We start from the raw sequence: 17,691 nt of genomic DNA on the forward strand, positions 1-17,691 counted from the left end.
TGGTTTGATGAACTTTTTTCGAAAAATAGGTGGTGGAAAGTGGAGGGATGTGGTAAACTGATTGAAAAGTGGGGCGAAGTCTATGTTTATGGGGGAATACCAACACAATATAGATACTAAGGGACGTGTGATCGTTCCTGCCAAGTTCAGAGAAGATCTTGGCCAGTCTTTCGTGATTACTCGTGGACTGGATAAATGCCTTTTTGCATACCCACTTGATGAATGGAAAAACCTTGAAGAAAAACTAAAGAAATTACCACTGACAAAAAAAGATGCCCGAGCTTTTACCCGGTTCTTCTTTTCAGGGGCGGTTGATTGCGAAATTGATAAACAAGGCCGTGCCAACGTCCCATCGCCACTTCGCTCTTATGCTGATTTAGAAAAAGAGTGTGTAGTGATTGGAGTATCGAACCGAATTGAAATATGGGCTAAAGACAAATGGGAAGAATACGTGAAAGAATCTGAAGAATCTTTTACAGAGATTGCAGAAAATATGATGGATTTCGACATCTAGGAGAAGATAAACCGAACTTACTGAATGTCTATTAAATAAGGAATGGTGCCCAATGTTTGAACATTATAGTGTCCTAAATAAAGAAGTAATTAATGGATTGAACATTAACCCCAACGGTACATATGTTGACTGTACGCTTGGAGGAGCTGGGCATGCTAGTAAAATTCTCGAACAACTAGACAGTATGGGGAAGTTGATTGCTTTTGATCAAGACCTGAAAGCTTTGAACTACGCAAAACAAATTCTTGAAGATTATGCAGACCAGGTAACCTTTGTTCATGAGAATTTTGTCGAATTAAAAGACAGTTTAGATGGTTTGGGTGTTGAACAAGTTGACGGGATCCTCTTTGATTTAGGGGTATCTTCACCTCAGTTGGACGAAGCTGAAAGAGGATTCAGTTTCCACCAAGATGCTCCTCTAGATATGAGGATGAATCAAAATGATTCTATCAGAGCCTACGATGTAGTGAATGATTGGCCGTATGAAAAGCTGGTTAGAATTTTCTTTCAATACGGTGAAGAAAAATTCTCTAAGCAGATCGCTAGAGGAATTGAAAAACAAAGAGAACAACAGCCTATCGAGACGACTTTAGAATTAGTTGATGTCATCAAAGATGCTATTCCAGCATTTGCAAGGAGAAAAGGTGGACATCCTGCTAAACGGATTTTCCAAGCTATACGAATTGCCGTCAATGATGAACTTAATGTTTTTGAAGATGCATTGCATCAAGCGGCTGAAAAAGTTTCTGTAGGTGGACGAATAGCTGTCATCACTTTTCATTCGCTAGAAGATAGGATTTGTAAACAAGCAATGAAAAAGTGGAGTTCAAATCCTCCACTACCAAAGGACATTCCGATTATACCTGAACAGTCGCAACCTCCGTTTAAAATGGTGACGCGGAAGCCGATTATAGCAGGTGATTCAGAATTAGATGAGAATAGAAGATCTCGATCAGCTAAACTTCGAATAGTTGAAAAAGTGAAAGAGTGGAATGAAGAATTCTCACTTACAGAAAGGAGTAAATAAAGATGGCCATAGAACAAGTTAGAAGACAGCAAGTAGCACCCCAAAGAAGAGTAGAAAGAGATGTACAAAAAGAGAGGCAGACCGTTAAAAAGCCTTGGATTTCAAAGGGAGAAAAGGTATTATATACTACAGGGATTCTAACACTGGCAATCATCGCAATTATGATGGTTACATTTTCATCATCGATTGACTCCTTGAACCGCGACATGCAGAAAGTAGAGGGTGATATTCAGCATTACCAAGCCCAAAACACTTCTCTTGAGGCAGAAGTGAAAGAGCTTAGTAATCCTAATAGAATCTTGACGATTGCAGAAGAAAATGGTTTGAACATCAGAAATGCAGATGTAAAACAAGCAAATAATACTCCTTAAGGCAGTGAAATATTATGCGAAAGTTGAATCAGAATAGTATCGTATTAATATTTGTTGTTACGCTATTCTCCGCATTATTCTTACTAATAGTCGGCCGATTTATGTACATCCAGGTAACTGGTGAAGTACATTCGGTCGATTTAGTTGATTATGCGGATAAATTTCGTGATATGGACCATAATTTATCAGCAGAGCGTGGAAAGATTGTCGATAGAACTGGAATGGTCTTGGCAGATAACAAGCCGACTTATCGTTTGTATGCTGTCTTAGATGAGGATTTTTCTAAAAACTCTCCAACGACGCTACATGTCGAAAATTTCGAGAAAACAGCTAAAAAGCTAGCTCCACACATTAACAAAACTGAGGAAGAGATTTATGATATTTTAACCAATGGTGCTGAGAACGATCGTTTCCAAGTGGAGTTCGGTAGAGAATCTACACATTTGTCAGAAGATGAAATGCAAAAGATTGAAAGTTTAGACTTAACAGGACTCAACTTCGAAAGGTCGATGGAACGCTATTATCCAAACGGCTCTTTCGCTTCTCACGTTATCGGGTTCACTGATTTAAATGACGAGGGGGATCCAGTCGGAGCTTACGGTGTAGAAGAAGAGTTTGATGATAGTTTGCAAGGAATTCCAGGCAATGTGCAGTACCAACGAGATAAATACGGTTACAAGTTAAGGAATGCAGAAGAAACTGTCAAACCTCCAGATCATGGAGATGATGTTTATTTAACATTAGACCAAAAAATTCAAACTTTCCTAGAAGATGCCATGACCACTGTTCAAAATGAATATAATCCCTCAAGAATCATGGCAGCAGTTATGGACCCAAAAACCGGTGAAATTTTAGCGATGAGTAACCGCCCTTCATTTAATCCCAATACTAGGGAGAATATTGAGAATTGGTATAATGACGTTATTGCTTATCCATTCGAACCAGGCTCCACATTAAAAATGTTCACAATGGCCGCGGCTATTGAAGAGGGCGTTTATAATGGTGATGAAACTTATGAATCTGGTCGTTATAGAATCAATGAAAACTTTCGTTATGTGAACGACTATAACAATCGAGGTTGGGGGACCATCACTTACGATGAAGGTTTCAGAAGATCCTCCAATGTGGCGATGGTTAAACTACTATGGGAAAAACTTGGCCCAGATAAGTATCTAGAATATTTAAAAGAATTCAATCTTGACCGTAAAACTGGGATTGATCTCACGGGTGAACAGCTAGGAGAGATATCGTATAGATATCCAAGTGATCAACTCTCCACTTCATTCGGACAAGGATCAACTTTTACACCAATACAATTGATGAAAGCTGCAACTATGTTTGCCAACGAAGGTGAGATGAAAAAACCTTACATGATATCGAGTGTCATCGATTCTGCTTCAGGAAAAGTGCTTCAAGAAAACACTTCTGAAACGGTCGGTCAACCGATCAGTGCTGAGACAGCCAATCATGTAAAAAAACTCATGGAGGATGTTGTTACTGAAGAAGATGGTACCGGAAAACGTTTTAGACTAGAAAATTTTACGACCTTTGGTAAAACCGGTACAGCGCAAATTCCAGACCCTGATTCTGCTGGGTATATGAATGGAGCAGAAAACTACATTTTCTCATTTCTAGGAATGGCACCTAAAGAGGAACCTGAGTTGATGATGTATATTGCGGTCAAACAGCCTGAGGTTAACCACTATTCCGAAGGTGGGGATCCAGTTTCATATATTTACCGAACAGTTATGGAAAATAGCTTACATTACTTAGAAGTTGAACCCGACCGGGAGCAAACTAATTTCGCAGAACCGATCTTGATTGAGGATGTGGCCGGAAAGAATGTTAAAGATGTAGAAAAGAAATTAAGTGACGAGGGTGTCAATGTTGTTGTAATTGGTAATGGTGACACAATAAAAAGCGTCTCTCCAAGTGAAGGAAGTGAAATACTTCCTAATCAGAAAGTAATCATAAAGACTGAAGGAAAAAATACCGTTCCTGATCTTGAAGGGTGGACCCTAAGAGATGTTCTCAGACTTGGTGAAGTAATGAGTGTGGACGTTGACTTTGTTGGAACGGGTTTTGTAACTGAACAGAATATTGCACCTAACGGCCAGATTAAAGAAGGTGGTCGTCTAGTAGTCGAGCTATCAAACCAAGATTCTAATCAAGAAAATGATGAGGATAGTGAGGATTCGACGCAAGAAAACAGCGGACAGACTTCTGATCAAGAAGAATCGGGTGAAAACTCAGAGGTCGAGACTGAACAAGAATAAATAGCAGGATCACGAAGCAGTGGTCTAATCTTCTAAGGAATTTCATAGTTTAGATACAAGCATACTCGAAAGGAAGATCTGTTTTGAGACGTGTATCTAACCTAACTGTGAAAAGAAGATTAGTCACTGTTTTTTTGTTGATTACGGTTTATTTTTTGATTATGAGTGGGAGACTCGCCTATGTCCAACTGATCGAAGGAAAAGACATTATGGAACGAGCAGAAGACTTATGGAGTAGAGACATATTTTTTGAACCAGAAAGAGGAAAGATACTAGATCGAAACGGTGAAGTTTTGGTGGACAATGTTGTAACACCTAGTCTATTTGTGGTGCCTAGACAAATTGAGAATCCGGAGAACGTGGCTGCTCAATTGGAAGATATTCTACCAATAAGTAAGGACAAGGCTTTAGAGTATTTAACAAAAAATGTATCAGTTGAACGAGTACACCCAGAAGGTCGTAAATTATCAAAAGAACAGGCTGATGAAATAAGAGCATTGAATATTTCAGGTCTATATTTAGCGGAGGATTCAGAGAGGTTCTATCCTTATGAGGAACACTTAGCTCATGTCCTTGGTTTTACAGGGATTGATAACCAAGGTTTGATGGGTATTGAGGCTAGTTATGATGAAGAGTTAAGTGGAGACCGAGGTAGCTTGTCCTTTTTCTCTGATGCAAAAGGACGTAGATTAGAAGATCGATCTAACCGATATTCACCCCCTGAAGATGGGAAACATGTATCTCTAACCATTGATGCAGAAATACAAGCACTGGTTGAGAGGGAACTAGAAATAGCAGAATCAAAATATGATCCAGATGGGGCAGTAGCAATTGTAATGGATCCAGATAACGGGGAGATTCTCGCGATGTCAAGCAGACCGACGTTCAGTCCCTCGGATTATCAATCAGTAGAACCAGAGGTTTATAATAGAAATTTGCCAGTATTCAGCACCTATGAACCTGGTTCAACATTCAAAATTATAACTCTTGCAGCTGCATTAGAGGAAAACCTTGTGGACTTAGACAAGGACACTTATTACGACCAGGGGTACGTTCGTGTAGGTGGAGCAAGACTTCGTTGCTGGCATAAAGGTGGACATGGCAGCCAAACTTATTTAGAAGTAGTCGAACATTCGTGCAACCCGGGATTTGTGAATTTGGGACAGAAGCTGGGAGAAGAAAAATTATTTACTTATATCAGGCAGTTTGGATTTGGTGAAAAAACGGGTATTGACTTACAAGGTGAGAGTTCAGGTATTTTGTTTTCCGAAGAACAAATTGGACCAGTAGAGCTAGCAACAACCGCTTTTGGTCAAGGGGTATCAGTAACACCCATTCAGCAAGTGGCAGCAGTCGCAGCAGCTATAAACGGTGGGTATCTGTATGAACCTCATGTAGTAAAACGCTTGATTGACCCTGTATCCGATGAAACGATTAAAGAAAATGATTCAAATTTGAAAAAACAAATCATTTCCAATGAGACATCCGCTGAAGTACGCCGAGCTTTGGAAAATGTCGTAGCAAAGGGGACGGGTAGAGGAGCTTACGTTGATGGCTACCGTGTAGGCGGGAAGACAGGTACTGCTCAGAAGGTCGGTCCAAATGGACGCTACTTAGAAAACAATCATATTGTTTCCTTCATTGGTTTCGCACCTGCAGATGACCCAGAAATACTTGTCTATATAGCTATCGATAATCCGAAAAATACGATTCAGTTTGGTGGAGTAGTCGCTACACCTATAGGTGGGCAATTAATTGGGGATATTTTAAGAAAGAAAGGCGTTCCTCCGAGAGAAGGTGGATTAGAAAAAGAATATACTTGGCCTGATCAACCACTCGTTACTGTACCTGACTTAACTGGAGAGTCAGTTAATGAACTACAGCAATACTTGCTGGACTTATCTATTGATGTTCAAGGTGAAGGAGATACAGTAATCGCTCAATCTCCTGCTAGTGGTAAGAGAGTAGAATCAGGTTCGACCATAAGGGTTTATTTGGACGACACAGAATAAGAGTTTACTGTTTGAATTCCAAAAAAGGAATAATGTCGGTTTTCATAACAATGATTCAGGGTATTCTTAAGTTCAGTAGCTGTTTCTGTTAAGAATGCCGCTACTGAACATCTAAGTAACGAAGTCATTACGACATTTTTGCACCTCTTTATTTAAATGTGTTCAATTTTCAAAAGCCATAATATAATTTAAAAGAGCCTTTCGTGATGCAACAGGTTTTCTGATATAATAAAGCATGAACGTTTATCGATGATTAAAGGTAGGAGATTGAATGTTATTAGATCAATTGATTGATCAACTTAAAATTTATAAAACCAATTCCGATCTGAAGGGGATTGAAATCAGTAGTATTGAAATGGATTCTAGAGAAGTTTCTGTGGGATCCCTTTTTGTGTGCTTACAAGGGATGACTGTAGATGGCCATGAGTTCGTAGACAATGCCATAGAAGATGGTGCCGCAGCAATTTTGTCTGAGAAGCCATTGGACTGTAGTGTGCCTGTAATAGTAGTGCCTAGTACTATTAAATCTCTTGCTATTCTTGCCGATTATTTTTATGGAATGCCAAGTCAACATATGAATGTGGTTGGAATAACTGGTACGAACGGTAAAACTACAATGACTTACTTAATCGATGAGATCTTTCGTAAGTATGGTCATAAAACAGCCATTGTCGGTACAATTCATATGAAAATTGGAGATCACCAATACCCAGTCAGAAATACTACTCCAGATTCATTGTTCTTGCATAAACATTTTCACCAAATGTTAGAAGCTGGAGTACATACAGTCATTATGGAAGTATCCTCTCATGCGTTGAGTATGGGACGCGTTTACGGGATTGACTTCAATTCAGCTATATTCACAAATTTAACTCAAGATCATTTGGATTATCACTTAAATATGAATGATTATGCGTATGCCAAGTCATTATTGTTCTCTCAATTAGGTAATGAGTTTCAACCTAAAAGAAAGACAGCGGTAATAAATGTTGACGATCCTTACGCGGATGTAATGTCAAGGGCTACATCTCAAGAAGTTGTTACCTATGGTTTAGGTAAAGAAGCATTTATTCGAGCAGATAATATTCGTCTGGATTCCAACCAATCAAAATTCGATTTAATATTAGGGGAAGAAATTGTCCCTATAGAGGCAAGGTTACCGGGTAAGTTCAATGTGTATAACATGTTGGGAGCAATAGCCCTAGCTTATTCATACAACATTCCGGTTGAAACGGTAAAAAAGGCTTTAGAAGAAACGAATGGTGTACCAGGAAGATTTGAAGCTGTGAATATTGGGCAACCTTTCACAGTTATTGTTGATTATGCTCACACTCCAGATTCATTGGAAAATGTTCTTCAATCGATTGTAGAGTTGAAAAAGAAAAGGGTATACACAGTGGTAGGTTGTGGTGGAGACCGCGATCGTACTAAGCGTCCGAAGATGGCTGATGTAGCAATGAAGTACAGTAATTTCGTTTATTTTACATCAGATAATCCTAGAAACGAAGACCCTAAGCAAATCCTGAAAGACATGACTGGCCATATTACAGGTCATGATTTTCACGTAATCATTGAACGAGAAAGAGCTATACAGCAAGCGATCCAAACAGCATCCGAAGGAGATATAGTCTTGATTGCAGGTAAGGGGCATGAGACTTATCAAGAGGTCAAGGGTGAACGAGTACATTTTGATGATCGAGAAGTTGCTAAAGAAGCGATTGAAAGATTTTTGAAGGAGCAGTCATAGATGAAGAAATTATCGACTTTAGACTTACTAAATCTCTTTCCAGAACATAAAGGAAAAGCGAAGGATGACATTTCGATTTATGAAGTTTTCACCGATAGTAGGCATGAGGCTTCACACGGTTTATTTGTACCTATAATTGGTGAGAATTTTGATGCACATGATTATATTCTAGAGGCAATTGACAATGGAGCGGTAGCTGCTCTATGGAGTAAGAATGAACTTCACCGCGGAATTCCTACAGATTTTCCCATCTTTTTTGTTGAAGATACGATTGAAGCTCTTCAAGATGTTGCAACTTATTACCGCGAACAAAAGGATCCTATTGTCATTGGGATAACTGGATCTAACGGTAAAACAACGACCAAAGAGTTAGTAGCAGCGTGCATGAGTGAAAAATATAAGGTCACAAAAACAAGTGGAAATTTAAATAACCACATTGGTCTTCCGAGATCTATATTGAGTATGGAACCTGACACAGAAGTTTTAGTATTAGAAATGGGAATGAGCCAGTTCGGAGAGATAGAAACCTTATCAAAGATTTCAAAACCAGATGTAGCAATCATTACTAATATTGGTGAATCACATATTGAACACTTAGGAAGTCGCGCTGGAATCGCAAAAGCTAAATCTGAAATTCTTGCAGGATTGAAAGATGATGGTATTTTCATTATCGATGGTGATGAGAGTTTGTTAAAAAATCACCCTGAAAATGTCCGAACATTAACATGTGGTTTCGATGAAAATAATGATTTTGTTATCAGTAATTTCAAGCAAGGAGTGGCTGATACTTCCTTCCATTTAAACGATGAATCATTCAGTATCCCATTACTGGGAAGGCACCAAGCGAAAAACTTTGCCTTCGCTTTTGCTACAAGTAAGTATTTAGGAATCAGCGGACCTAGTGTTCAATCTGCAATGAAACAATTGAATTTACCTTCAATGAGGTTTGAAAAGCTTGAAACAACATCTGGAGCAACAGTCATTAATGACGCATATAACGCTTCAGCAACATCCATGATCGCTTCTATTGATGTAGTGAAAGAAATGCCATTCAAGAAAAAGATCATTGTTTTAGGGGATGTGCTTGAATTAGGTTCTTTTTCACAACAGGAACATGAAAAAGTCGGAGCATTCATAGATAATTCTGTAGACATATTGTATACATTTGGTAATGAAAGCCAGCATATCCAGAATGCTTTGTCAGAGAATTTCATAGGGTTAAATGAACATTTTACTTCAAGAGAAGAACTCATCGGTGCGATTAAAGAAAATATGACGGAAGATTCGATCATTCTTTTTAAGGCATCAAGAGGGTTACGTTTTGAAGAAATAATTGAGGAAATATTAAAAACGTAGAAGATAGAAAGGAAGGGAAACATTGTCACAGATAACGATTTTACTCACTATAGGAATTTCTTTTTTAGTAACAGTTTTACTTGCTCCTGTTTTAATTCCTTTCCTGAAAAGATTGAAATTCGGACAGAGTATTAGGGAAGAAGGACCCGAGTCACACCAAGCGAAATCAGGAACCCCTACCATGGGAGGGGTGATTATTATTTTCTCCATCGTGATTGGAACACTGATCATGCTTGGAAAAGATGGTTTCGCAAACTTCACAAGTGAAACTTTCATCCTGTTATTCGTGTTAGTTGGTTATGGTCTTATTGGATTTTTAGATGATTTTATTAAAATTTATAAGAAACGAAATCTTGGTTTAACTTCAAAGCAAAAAATGTTATGTCAAGTGTTCATTGCAATTGTAGTATCAATCATTTTATATAATCAGGGCTTTGATACAGCTGTAGACATTCCTGCTACTGACTGGTCTATTGAGTTCGGTTGGTTCTACAGTATCTTTTTATTATTGATGCTTGTCGGAGCCTCTAACGCGGTAAACTTAACGGACGGTCTCGATGGATTAGTTGCAGGTACAGCCTCCATCGCGTTCGGAGCCTTTGCAATTATCGGAATTTCATTGTCAGCACCAAACAATCTGACCATATTTACATTAGCAGTAGTGGGTGCATTGTTAGGGTTCTTAGTCTTCAACAGTCATCCTGCAAAAGTATTTATGGGCGATACCGGTTCGTTAGCCATTGGTGCTTCGATTGCCATGGTTGCCATTCTGATGAAAGTTGAAATTTTATTAGTAATTATTGGAGGGGTTTTCGTAATTGAAACTCTCTCTGTCATTATTCAAGTAATATCCTTTAAAACACGCGGAAAACGTATTTTCAAGATGAGTCCTTTACATCACCATTATGAATTGGTCGGTTGGTCAGAATGGAGAGTCGTAGTCACTTTCTGGTTAGTCGGGATTTTATGTGCAGCATTCGGTATTTATTTAGAGGTGTGGATGTAGTGAAGAATTTAAAGAATTTTCCATATAAACGTGTCTTAGTGTTGGGTCTTGCAAAAAGTGGACAAGCTGCTGCTGAATTATTATATGATAGCGGAGTCGACTTGGTTGTAAATGATAGACTACCATTGAAAGAAAATGCGGTAGCTCAACAATTAAGTGCTAAGGGCATCAATGTAGTGACAGGTGAACATCCCTTATCCATTTTGGATGAAATAGATTTGGTAGTGAAAAATCCAGGTATTCCTTACGACAACGTGATTATTGAAGAAGCTACTAAAAGAGATCTTCCTATAATTACCGAGGTGGAACTGTCATTTTACTTGATTGATGGGCCGATTATTGGCATAACCGGATCTAACGGTAAAACAACTACAACTACTTTAATTTATGAGCTTTTGGAGGCTGGTGGTTTAAATCCGTTAATTGCAGGAAACATTGGTGAAGTTGCATCCCAGGTGGCTCGTCATCAGGAAGAGAATCAGCCAGTCGTTATGGAGTTGTCTTCATTTCAATTAAAAGCCAGTGAGAATTTCAGACCTTCGATTGCTGTATTGTTAAATATTACTGAGGCTCACTTGGACTATCATCGCACGATGGAAGATTACGTGAGTTCAAAGTTGAAGCTGGTTAAGAACATGCAGTCAGATGATTTGATTATATTTAACCAGGAAGAACCTTTATTCACTGACCACTTGAAAAATCAAGATTCGAGAAAACTACCATTTAGTGTAAATCACTTTCTTGATGTAGGGGTATCTGTCCAAGGTGAAGATATTTACTTCAACGAAGAGAAAATTGCTACAAGATCTGAGATTACATTGCCAGGAAAACACAATCTAGAAAATATTTTGGCAGCAGTTGCTGTGGCTAAGCAGTTCAATATTCCAGCTGAAATCATCCGTGAAGTATTAAAAAAATTTGCTGGAGTGAAACATCGCCTGCAGTTCGTTACTACTAAAAATGGAAGATTGTTTTATAATGATTCAAAAGCGACGAATGTGTTAGCCTCGATGAATGCTATCAATTCATTTAATAATCCTCTGGTTGTGATAGCGGGAGGTTTGGACCGCGGAACAAACTTCAAAGAGTGGTTCACTTCATTCGGGAATGTGAAACACTGTATCGTTTATGGAGAGTCTGCTCCAAGAATGTTAGAGGCAGCACAACAAAGTAATTTTAATTCAATTACAAAAGTGAATGACCTAGAACAAGCAACTATTGAAGCTTATAAGCGAAGCGAAGAGGGAGATGTAATTTTACTCTCACCAGCTTGCGCTAGTTGGGATCAATTTTCTTCATTCGAAGAACGTGGAGACATGTTTATTGATGCTGTGCATAAGCTTTAATAGGGGCTCGTACTCAAATTAGCCCCAACTTCATCTGAAGCTAGGGGTGTTTTTTTGTCTAAAAATGATAAGATGTCAATAGATGTAATTTTGCTGACGGCTATTTTAATTTTATTGGTAATTGGAGTTGTGATGGTTTATAGTGCTTCTTCGATTTGGGCTGATTACAAACTCGGTGATTCTTTTTTTTATTTAAAAAGACAAGCTTTGTTCGCGATTGTAGGCCTTGTTTTGATCTGGGGAGTTCTTAAGGTACCTTATTATCGAATGATCGAGCGTTCATGGTGGATTTACATCCTTTGTGTGGTCCTTCTTATAGCATTGTTTATCCCGGGAATAGGGATGGTGCGTGGAGGAGCTAAAAGTTGGATTGGAGTTGGAGCGTTCAGCATACAACCTAGTGAGTTTATGAAACTAGGAATGATTCTTTTATTAGCTTACTTGTTGCCGAAGAATCAAAAGACTTTGGGTAGTTTCTTAACCGGTTTCTTGCCATTCTTACTTTTAATCCTTTTCCCTTTCGGCCTTATGATGCTGCAGCCAGACTTAGGCACAGGAGTAGTCTTTGTCTTAACAGGGTTAATCATGCTATTTGTTGCAGGAGGTAAGGTTAACCACTTTTTAGGATTGGGTATATTAGGGCTAGCAGGTTTTGCTGGGTTGATTATCTCAGCCCCATACAGGATCAATAGAATCACAGCCTTTTTAAATCCATGGGAAGATCCACTTGGAGATGGGTTTCAGATTATCCAATCTTTATATGCGATTGGCCCAGGAGGTTTAATGGGTCTTGGTTTCGGTAATAGTATGCAGAAGTATTTTTATTTACCTGAGCCCCAAACAGATTTCATTTATGCAATTATTGCCGAGGAGTTAGGGTTAATTGGTGGAACCTTTATACTGTCCCTATTTCTAATCATTATTTGGAGGGGATTTATTATAGCCATACATGCACAAGAATTACCTGCAACTTTATTGGCTACTGGAATAACATCTGTATTTATGATCCAGGTCATGATCAACATTAGTGTGGTCATTGGTTTGATTCCAGTTACTGGTATAACATTACCTCTATTAAGTTATGGTGGTTCTTCACTTACCTTGACATTATTTTCATTAGGCATTTTATTGAACATAAGTAGGTATGCTCACCTAAGATAATATGCGATAATAAAACAAAACAATATTTAAAAGGAATGGTTAAAAGTGCAATCATTAGTCAAAAAATTAGAAGATAAACAAGTAGGAAAAGTGGCAGTTGATGAACCATTAAGTAAACATACAACGATTAAAATCGGTGGACCAGCTGATTTATTCATACAACCCTCTTCGATAGATGGGCTAATAGATTCATTAAATATACTTAAAGAAAGTGATATTCCAGTTCGTGTTATCGGAAGAGGTTCAAACCTATTGATTCCTGATGACGGTATTCGTGGTGCTGTTATTCAATTCGCAAAAGGTCTGGATCACTTAGAAATTGACGGTACTCAAATTACTGTTGGTGGTGGTTATCCACTGGTGAAACTAGCTACTATCATTAGTCGAAAAGGTTTGCGTGGACTTGAATTTGCAGGAGGGATCCCGGGTAGTGTCGGTGGTGCAGTATATATGAATGCTGGCGCACACGGTTCAGACGTTTCCAAGATATTAGTCAAAGCACATATCTTGTATGAAAATGGTGAAAGTGAATGGCTTACTAATGAAGAGATGCAGTACAGCTATCGCACGTCAGTACTTCAAGAGGATAAAAAAGGGTATTGTATCGAAGCAGTCTTCCAGTTGGAAGAAGGGGATAAAGATACGATCATTGAGGAAATGAAGAAACATAAAGACTACCGTCGGGAGACCCAACCTTGGGATTACCCTTGTGCCGGTAGTATTTTCAGAAATCCTTTGCCAAACCATGCAGGTAAACTGGTAGAAGAACTTGGGTTAAAAGGTTATCAGATCGGTGGAGCTAAAATTTCCGACCTTCATGGTAACTTTATTGTCAACGAAGGGGAAGGCAGTTATGAGGATGTCATGAATCTGATCAAATATATTCAAAAGACGATTAAAGAGAAATATGATATTGAAATGGAGACAGAGGTCGAAATCCTTTAATTTAAGTAGAATTACTGATTATTTGCCAGAATATTTATGATATAATGTTTAAATAGTAATTCTTTAGATAGCTGTAAGGAGAAACATGTCAAATGGCTGATAAAAAAGTTTTATCGATTGAAGATCGCATCCCGCAGCTCAAGAAAGCTCGAAAAAGAAAAGCGAACCGAAGATTTGTCATCTATTTAACTGTGATTTTACTGCTTGTTCTAGTAATTATTTATTTGCAATCTCCTCTGAGCCATGTAAAATCAATCAAGGTTGAGGATAATCAAGTGGTAGATTCAGAAGAAATCAAGTATTTAAGTGGGTTATCAACCGATAAAAATTTCTGGGAAATAAATGATGAAGAAATTATCAAGAATATCGAGCAACATCCTGAAGTCAGCCAAGTATCAGTGAATAAAAATTGGTATAATGAGGTCGTCCTATCTGTTCAGGAATTCAACAGAGTTGCATATGTGAAAGTCGATGACTCTTATGTTCCGGTTTTAGAGAACGGCGAACGATTGAATGATGTAACTTTGAAGGATCCAAGAAGTGATGCTCCTTTATTAAGAGACTTTGAAGATGAAGAGTACCTGATTGAATTGACAGAACAACTGTCTCAGGTAAGTGATTCAGTAACGCAACTAATATCAGAAATATACTGGTACCCTGACGATGTTGATTCAAGTCGTATTAAAATGTATATGTCAGATGGACAAGAAGTAATCGCATCAATTAAGAACTTTTCCGAGAAAGTTCCTTTGTATCCATCAATTTCTTCACAATTGAATTCTACAGGTGAAGGGATTATTTATATTGATGTAGGTGCCTACTTTCAGCCATATGCTGATGAAAGTGAAGAGGAATCTGTAGATTTATCAGTAGAAGAGGACGAAGAATAACTTCTTTCTACGTAAAGATATTTATAAGGCTGTTTATATTAAATCTTTTATATGGAACAGCCTGAATTGATTTAAAGTTTGAACCTGAAACAGCTTGGAGAATCTGAAATTTAGTAGTTTTTTTGCAGGGATTAGTCAAGTTGAAATTGAAAGTAATATTGTATAGAAAACTTTGGTTATCAAACATACGTATGTAATGGATTAGATAGAAGGAAAATTCGCCTTCATTCTTATGCAGAAATAGTGATAAAATTAACTCATAGTAATTGATAAGCCTTTATCGGAGGTGCGGTAATGAATCGTAGTGAAATTTTAGTAAGTCTAGATATTGGAACTTCGAAAGTCAAAGTGATTATAGGTGAAGTTTCTAATGACACAATTAATGTAATTGGAGTGGGCACTGCTGAGTCTAAAGGTATGAAAAAAGGTGCGATAGTTGATATCGATCAAACAGTCCACTCAATTCAAAATGCTGTCGACCAAGCGGAACGTATGGTTGATATGGAAATCAAAAGAGCTATCGTTAGTATTAATGGGAGCCATATTCAACTGCAATCCTGTCATGGGGTTGTGGCTGTATCAAGCGATAACCGTGAAATTGACAACGAAGATATCACAAGAGTGATTGAAGCTTCTCAGGTAATGTCTATTCCTCCTGAACGAGAGATAGTAGATGTATTTCCAAAACAGTTTATCGTCGATGGACAAGATGAAATATCTGATCCACGTGGAATGATCGGTGTTCGGTTAGAAATGCAAGGTACGATGATCACTTGTGGCCGTACGAATCTACATAACATATTGAAATGTGTAGAGAGAGCAGGTATTGAAGTACAGGATATCTGTCTTCAACCATTAGCAGCTGGAGAAGTTGCACTTTCAAAAGATGAAAAAAGCTTAGGTGTCGGTCTTATAAACATAGGTGCAGGAAGTACGACTGTTTCTGTTTTTTCTGAAGGACATTTAGTGGACACAACTGTTCTTCCAGTTGGCGGAGATAATATCACGAAGGATTTATCGATTGGTTTACGCACTACAACTGAGGACGCTGAGCAAATTAAAAAGGACTTCGGTCATGCATTCTTGAAAACAGCATTAGAGGACAGTACTTTTACAGTCAAAACTATTGGAAGTGACGAGGAACAAACTTTCAACCAAGTCCAATTAGCTGAAATCATTGAAGCTAGACTAGGCGAAATATTCTATTTTGCTTTACAAGAATTTAGAAGAATGGGATATCCAAACTTAGCAAGTGGATATGTTTTGACTGGTGGAGTAATGAGTTTACCTGGTTCAGTCGAACTTGCAAGAGATGTGTTCCAGTCGAACATTCGTCTATCCATTCCTAGCCATATCGGTGTAAGAGAACCTCACTTTACAGTAGGGTTAGGAACCTTGCAATTTGCCTATCGTAATGCGAAAATACAAGGTAAAGACTTCGGAAGTGGTATTTCAACCACAGAAGTTGGTACACAACAGAAAAATAAAGATCGAAAAGAACGAAAAGAGCGAAATGAAAAGCCAAAGAGGGAACAGTCTAAAAGTAGTGAAAAAGAGCCATTCATGAAGAAACTACAAAACTACTTTTTTGATTAAAATACGATTCCTTCACTTGAGGAAACTATAGAGGAATAACGAACATTAGGAGGAACGAAAACATGTTGGATTTTGAAGCGAATATGGATCAACTAGCAACAATTAAAGTTATAGGCTGTGGCGGTGGCGGCAGCAATGCTGTCAATCGTATGATTGAACACGGAGTCCAAGGTGTTGAATTTATCGCGGTAAATACAGACGCCCAAGCATTGAATTTATCCAAAGCGGAAACTAAATTACAAATCGGAGAGAAGCTTACACGAGGTTTAGGTGCTGGTGCAAACCCTGAGGTTGGTAAAAAAGCAGCTGAAGAGAGTAGAGAAGTACTCGAAGAAGCCTTACAAGGTGCAGACATGGTGTTTGTTACCGCTGGTATGGGTGGTGGAACTGGAACTGGTGCTGCCCCAGTGATTGCGCAAGTAGCTAGAGACATCGGAGCGCTAACTGTAGGTGTTGTTACTAGACCATTCTTATTTGAAGGCAGAAAAAGATCTACACAAGCAACTAGTGGTGTAGATTCATTGAAAGAAAGTGTAGATACGTTAATCGTCATTCCAAATGATCGATTACTTGAAATTGTGGATAAGAATACTCCTATGCTCGAAGCGTTCCGTGAAGCGGATAATGTTTTACGTCAAGGTGTCCAAGGTATTTCAGACTTGATTGCTGTACCAGGTCTAATCAACGTAGACTTTGCTGATGTGAAAACGATTATGTCCGATAAAGGTTCAGCATTAATGGGAATCGGTGTTGCAACTGGTGAGAGTCGTGCAACAGAGGCTGCAAAGAAAGCTATCTCTTCGCCGCTGCTTGAAACATCCATTGATGGCGCACATGGTGTGCTAATGAATATTTCAGGTGGAGCAAACCTTAGCCTTTACGAAGTTCAGGAAGCAGCTGAAATTGTTACTTCGGCAGCTGACCAAGAAGTAAACGTGATCTTTGGTTCTGTCATCAATGAGAACCTGACAGAGGAAATTGTTGTAACAGTGATTGCTACCGGTTTTGATGAAGTAAGCAAATCTAATCAAACTGTTCAAAACCAAGGTAGACCAATGACTTCACAACCTAATGAATCTTCACAAGCACCACAACAAAACGAACGTCCGACGACAAGTCGCCAGTCGTTTGAAGAAGACACATTAGATATTCCTACATTCCTCCGCAATAGAAATCGCGATAGATAAGAATTTTTGAATAGTGAACCAGGTATCCATTCGGATATCTGGTTTTTTTATGTCTTTGTACGTAAAAAACAGTTTCGCAAACAGGATTTTCTAAGTTAATATAATCTCCTTATTATATTTCTTAAGCTCGCTTGCGCTTTTCTTTTGTATGCAAATCCCCTCGTAAGTATGCATGACCTTTTTAAACAAACTTCTTCAAAAATAGTCGGGATGACCTTCGAAAATGTGACAACAAATTCAACCCTCTTTTCTTATAC

General features: G+C 38.4%; 14 protein-coding genes. All 14 read left to right on the forward strand.

Translation table 11 applies throughout. From position 1 onward, the window contains the following. The first annotated feature begins 82 nt into the window (after window positions 1-82). Window positions 83-514, forward strand: a complete 432-nt coding sequence (gene mraZ / locus CEY16_RS01880; RefSeq protein WP_101330274.1) for a division/cell wall cluster transcriptional repressor MraZ — start codon at window positions 83-85, stop codon at window positions 512-514. Between the two features lie 52 nt (window positions 515-566). Beyond that, complete coding sequence (gene rsmH / locus CEY16_RS01885; protein WP_101330275.1) at window positions 567-1,541, forward strand: 16S rRNA (cytosine(1402)-N(4))-methyltransferase RsmH; 975 nt, start codon at window positions 567-569, stop codon at window positions 1,539-1,541. A gap of 2 nt (window positions 1,542-1,543) precedes the next feature. Further along, window positions 1,544-1,912 (forward strand): cell division protein FtsL, encoded by a 369-nt coding sequence (gene ftsL / locus CEY16_RS01890; RefSeq protein WP_101330276.1) that lies wholly within the window; start codon window positions 1,544-1,546, stop codon window positions 1,910-1,912. A gap of 14 nt (window positions 1,913-1,926) precedes the next feature. Beyond that, a complete protein-coding gene (locus CEY16_RS01895; protein ID WP_101330277.1) occupies window positions 1,927-4,188 on the forward strand; it encodes a penicillin-binding protein in 2,262 nt (753 codons plus the stop codon). Window positions 4,189-4,271: 83 nt separating this feature from the next. After that, window positions 4,272-6,200, forward strand: coding sequence for a stage V sporulation protein D (locus tag CEY16_RS01900; RefSeq protein WP_101330278.1), 1,929 nt, complete (start codon window positions 4,272-4,274; stop codon window positions 6,198-6,200). Between the two features lie 271 nt (window positions 6,201-6,471). Further along, complete coding sequence (locus CEY16_RS01905; RefSeq protein ID WP_101330279.1) at window positions 6,472-7,947, forward strand: UDP-N-acetylmuramoyl-L-alanyl-D-glutamate--2,6-diaminopimelate ligase; 1,476 nt, start codon at window positions 6,472-6,474, stop codon at window positions 7,945-7,947. Next, the gene (locus CEY16_RS01910) at window positions 7,948-9,303 is read left to right on the forward strand and encodes a UDP-N-acetylmuramoyl-tripeptide--D-alanyl-D-alanine ligase (RefSeq protein WP_101330280.1); all 1,356 of its coding nucleotides are present in this window, start codon (window positions 7,948-7,950) and stop codon (window positions 9,301-9,303) included. It abuts the gene before it with no gap. A gap of 22 nt (window positions 9,304-9,325) precedes the next feature. Further along, on the forward strand, window positions 9,326-10,309 hold the full coding sequence (gene mraY, locus CEY16_RS01915; RefSeq protein WP_101330281.1) for a phospho-N-acetylmuramoyl-pentapeptide-transferase: 984 nt from the start codon (window positions 9,326-9,328) through the stop codon (window positions 10,307-10,309). Further along, a complete protein-coding gene (gene murD, locus CEY16_RS01920; protein ID WP_101330282.1) occupies window positions 10,309-11,655 on the forward strand; it encodes a UDP-N-acetylmuramoyl-L-alanine--D-glutamate ligase in 1,347 nt (448 codons plus the stop codon). The genes mraY and murD overlap by 1 nt, the downstream gene beginning before the upstream one ends. 72 nt (window positions 11,656-11,727) lie before the next feature. After that, window positions 11,728-12,816, forward strand: a complete 1,089-nt coding sequence (gene spoVE, locus CEY16_RS01925; protein WP_101331110.1) for a stage V sporulation protein E — start codon at window positions 11,728-11,730, stop codon at window positions 12,814-12,816. 45 nt (window positions 12,817-12,861) lie between these two features. Continuing rightward, on the forward strand, window positions 12,862-13,761 hold the full coding sequence (murB, locus tag CEY16_RS01930; RefSeq protein WP_101330283.1) for a UDP-N-acetylmuramate dehydrogenase: 900 nt from the start codon (window positions 12,862-12,864) through the stop codon (window positions 13,759-13,761). Between the two features lie 92 nt (window positions 13,762-13,853). After that, window positions 13,854-14,651 carry a cell division protein FtsQ/DivIB gene (locus CEY16_RS01935; RefSeq protein ID WP_101330284.1) on the forward strand — a complete coding sequence of 266 codons (798 nt, stop codon included), beginning with the start codon at window positions 13,854-13,856 and terminating at the stop codon, window positions 14,649-14,651. A gap of 294 nt (window positions 14,652-14,945) precedes the next feature. Continuing rightward, a complete protein-coding gene (ftsA, locus tag CEY16_RS01940; RefSeq protein WP_101330285.1) occupies window positions 14,946-16,247 on the forward strand; it encodes a cell division protein FtsA in 1,302 nt (433 codons plus the stop codon). A gap of 62 nt (window positions 16,248-16,309) precedes the next feature. Next, window positions 16,310-17,434 (forward strand): cell division protein FtsZ, encoded by a 1,125-nt coding sequence (ftsZ, locus tag CEY16_RS01945; RefSeq protein ID WP_101330286.1) that lies wholly within the window; start codon window positions 16,310-16,312, stop codon window positions 17,432-17,434. Window positions 17,435-17,691: the final 257 nt, after the last annotated feature.

It is taken from the genome of Halalkalibacillus sediminis (assembly GCF_002844535.1).
GTDB lineage: Bacteria > Bacillota > Bacilli > Bacillales > Alkalibacillaceae > Halalkalibacillus_A > Halalkalibacillus_A sediminis.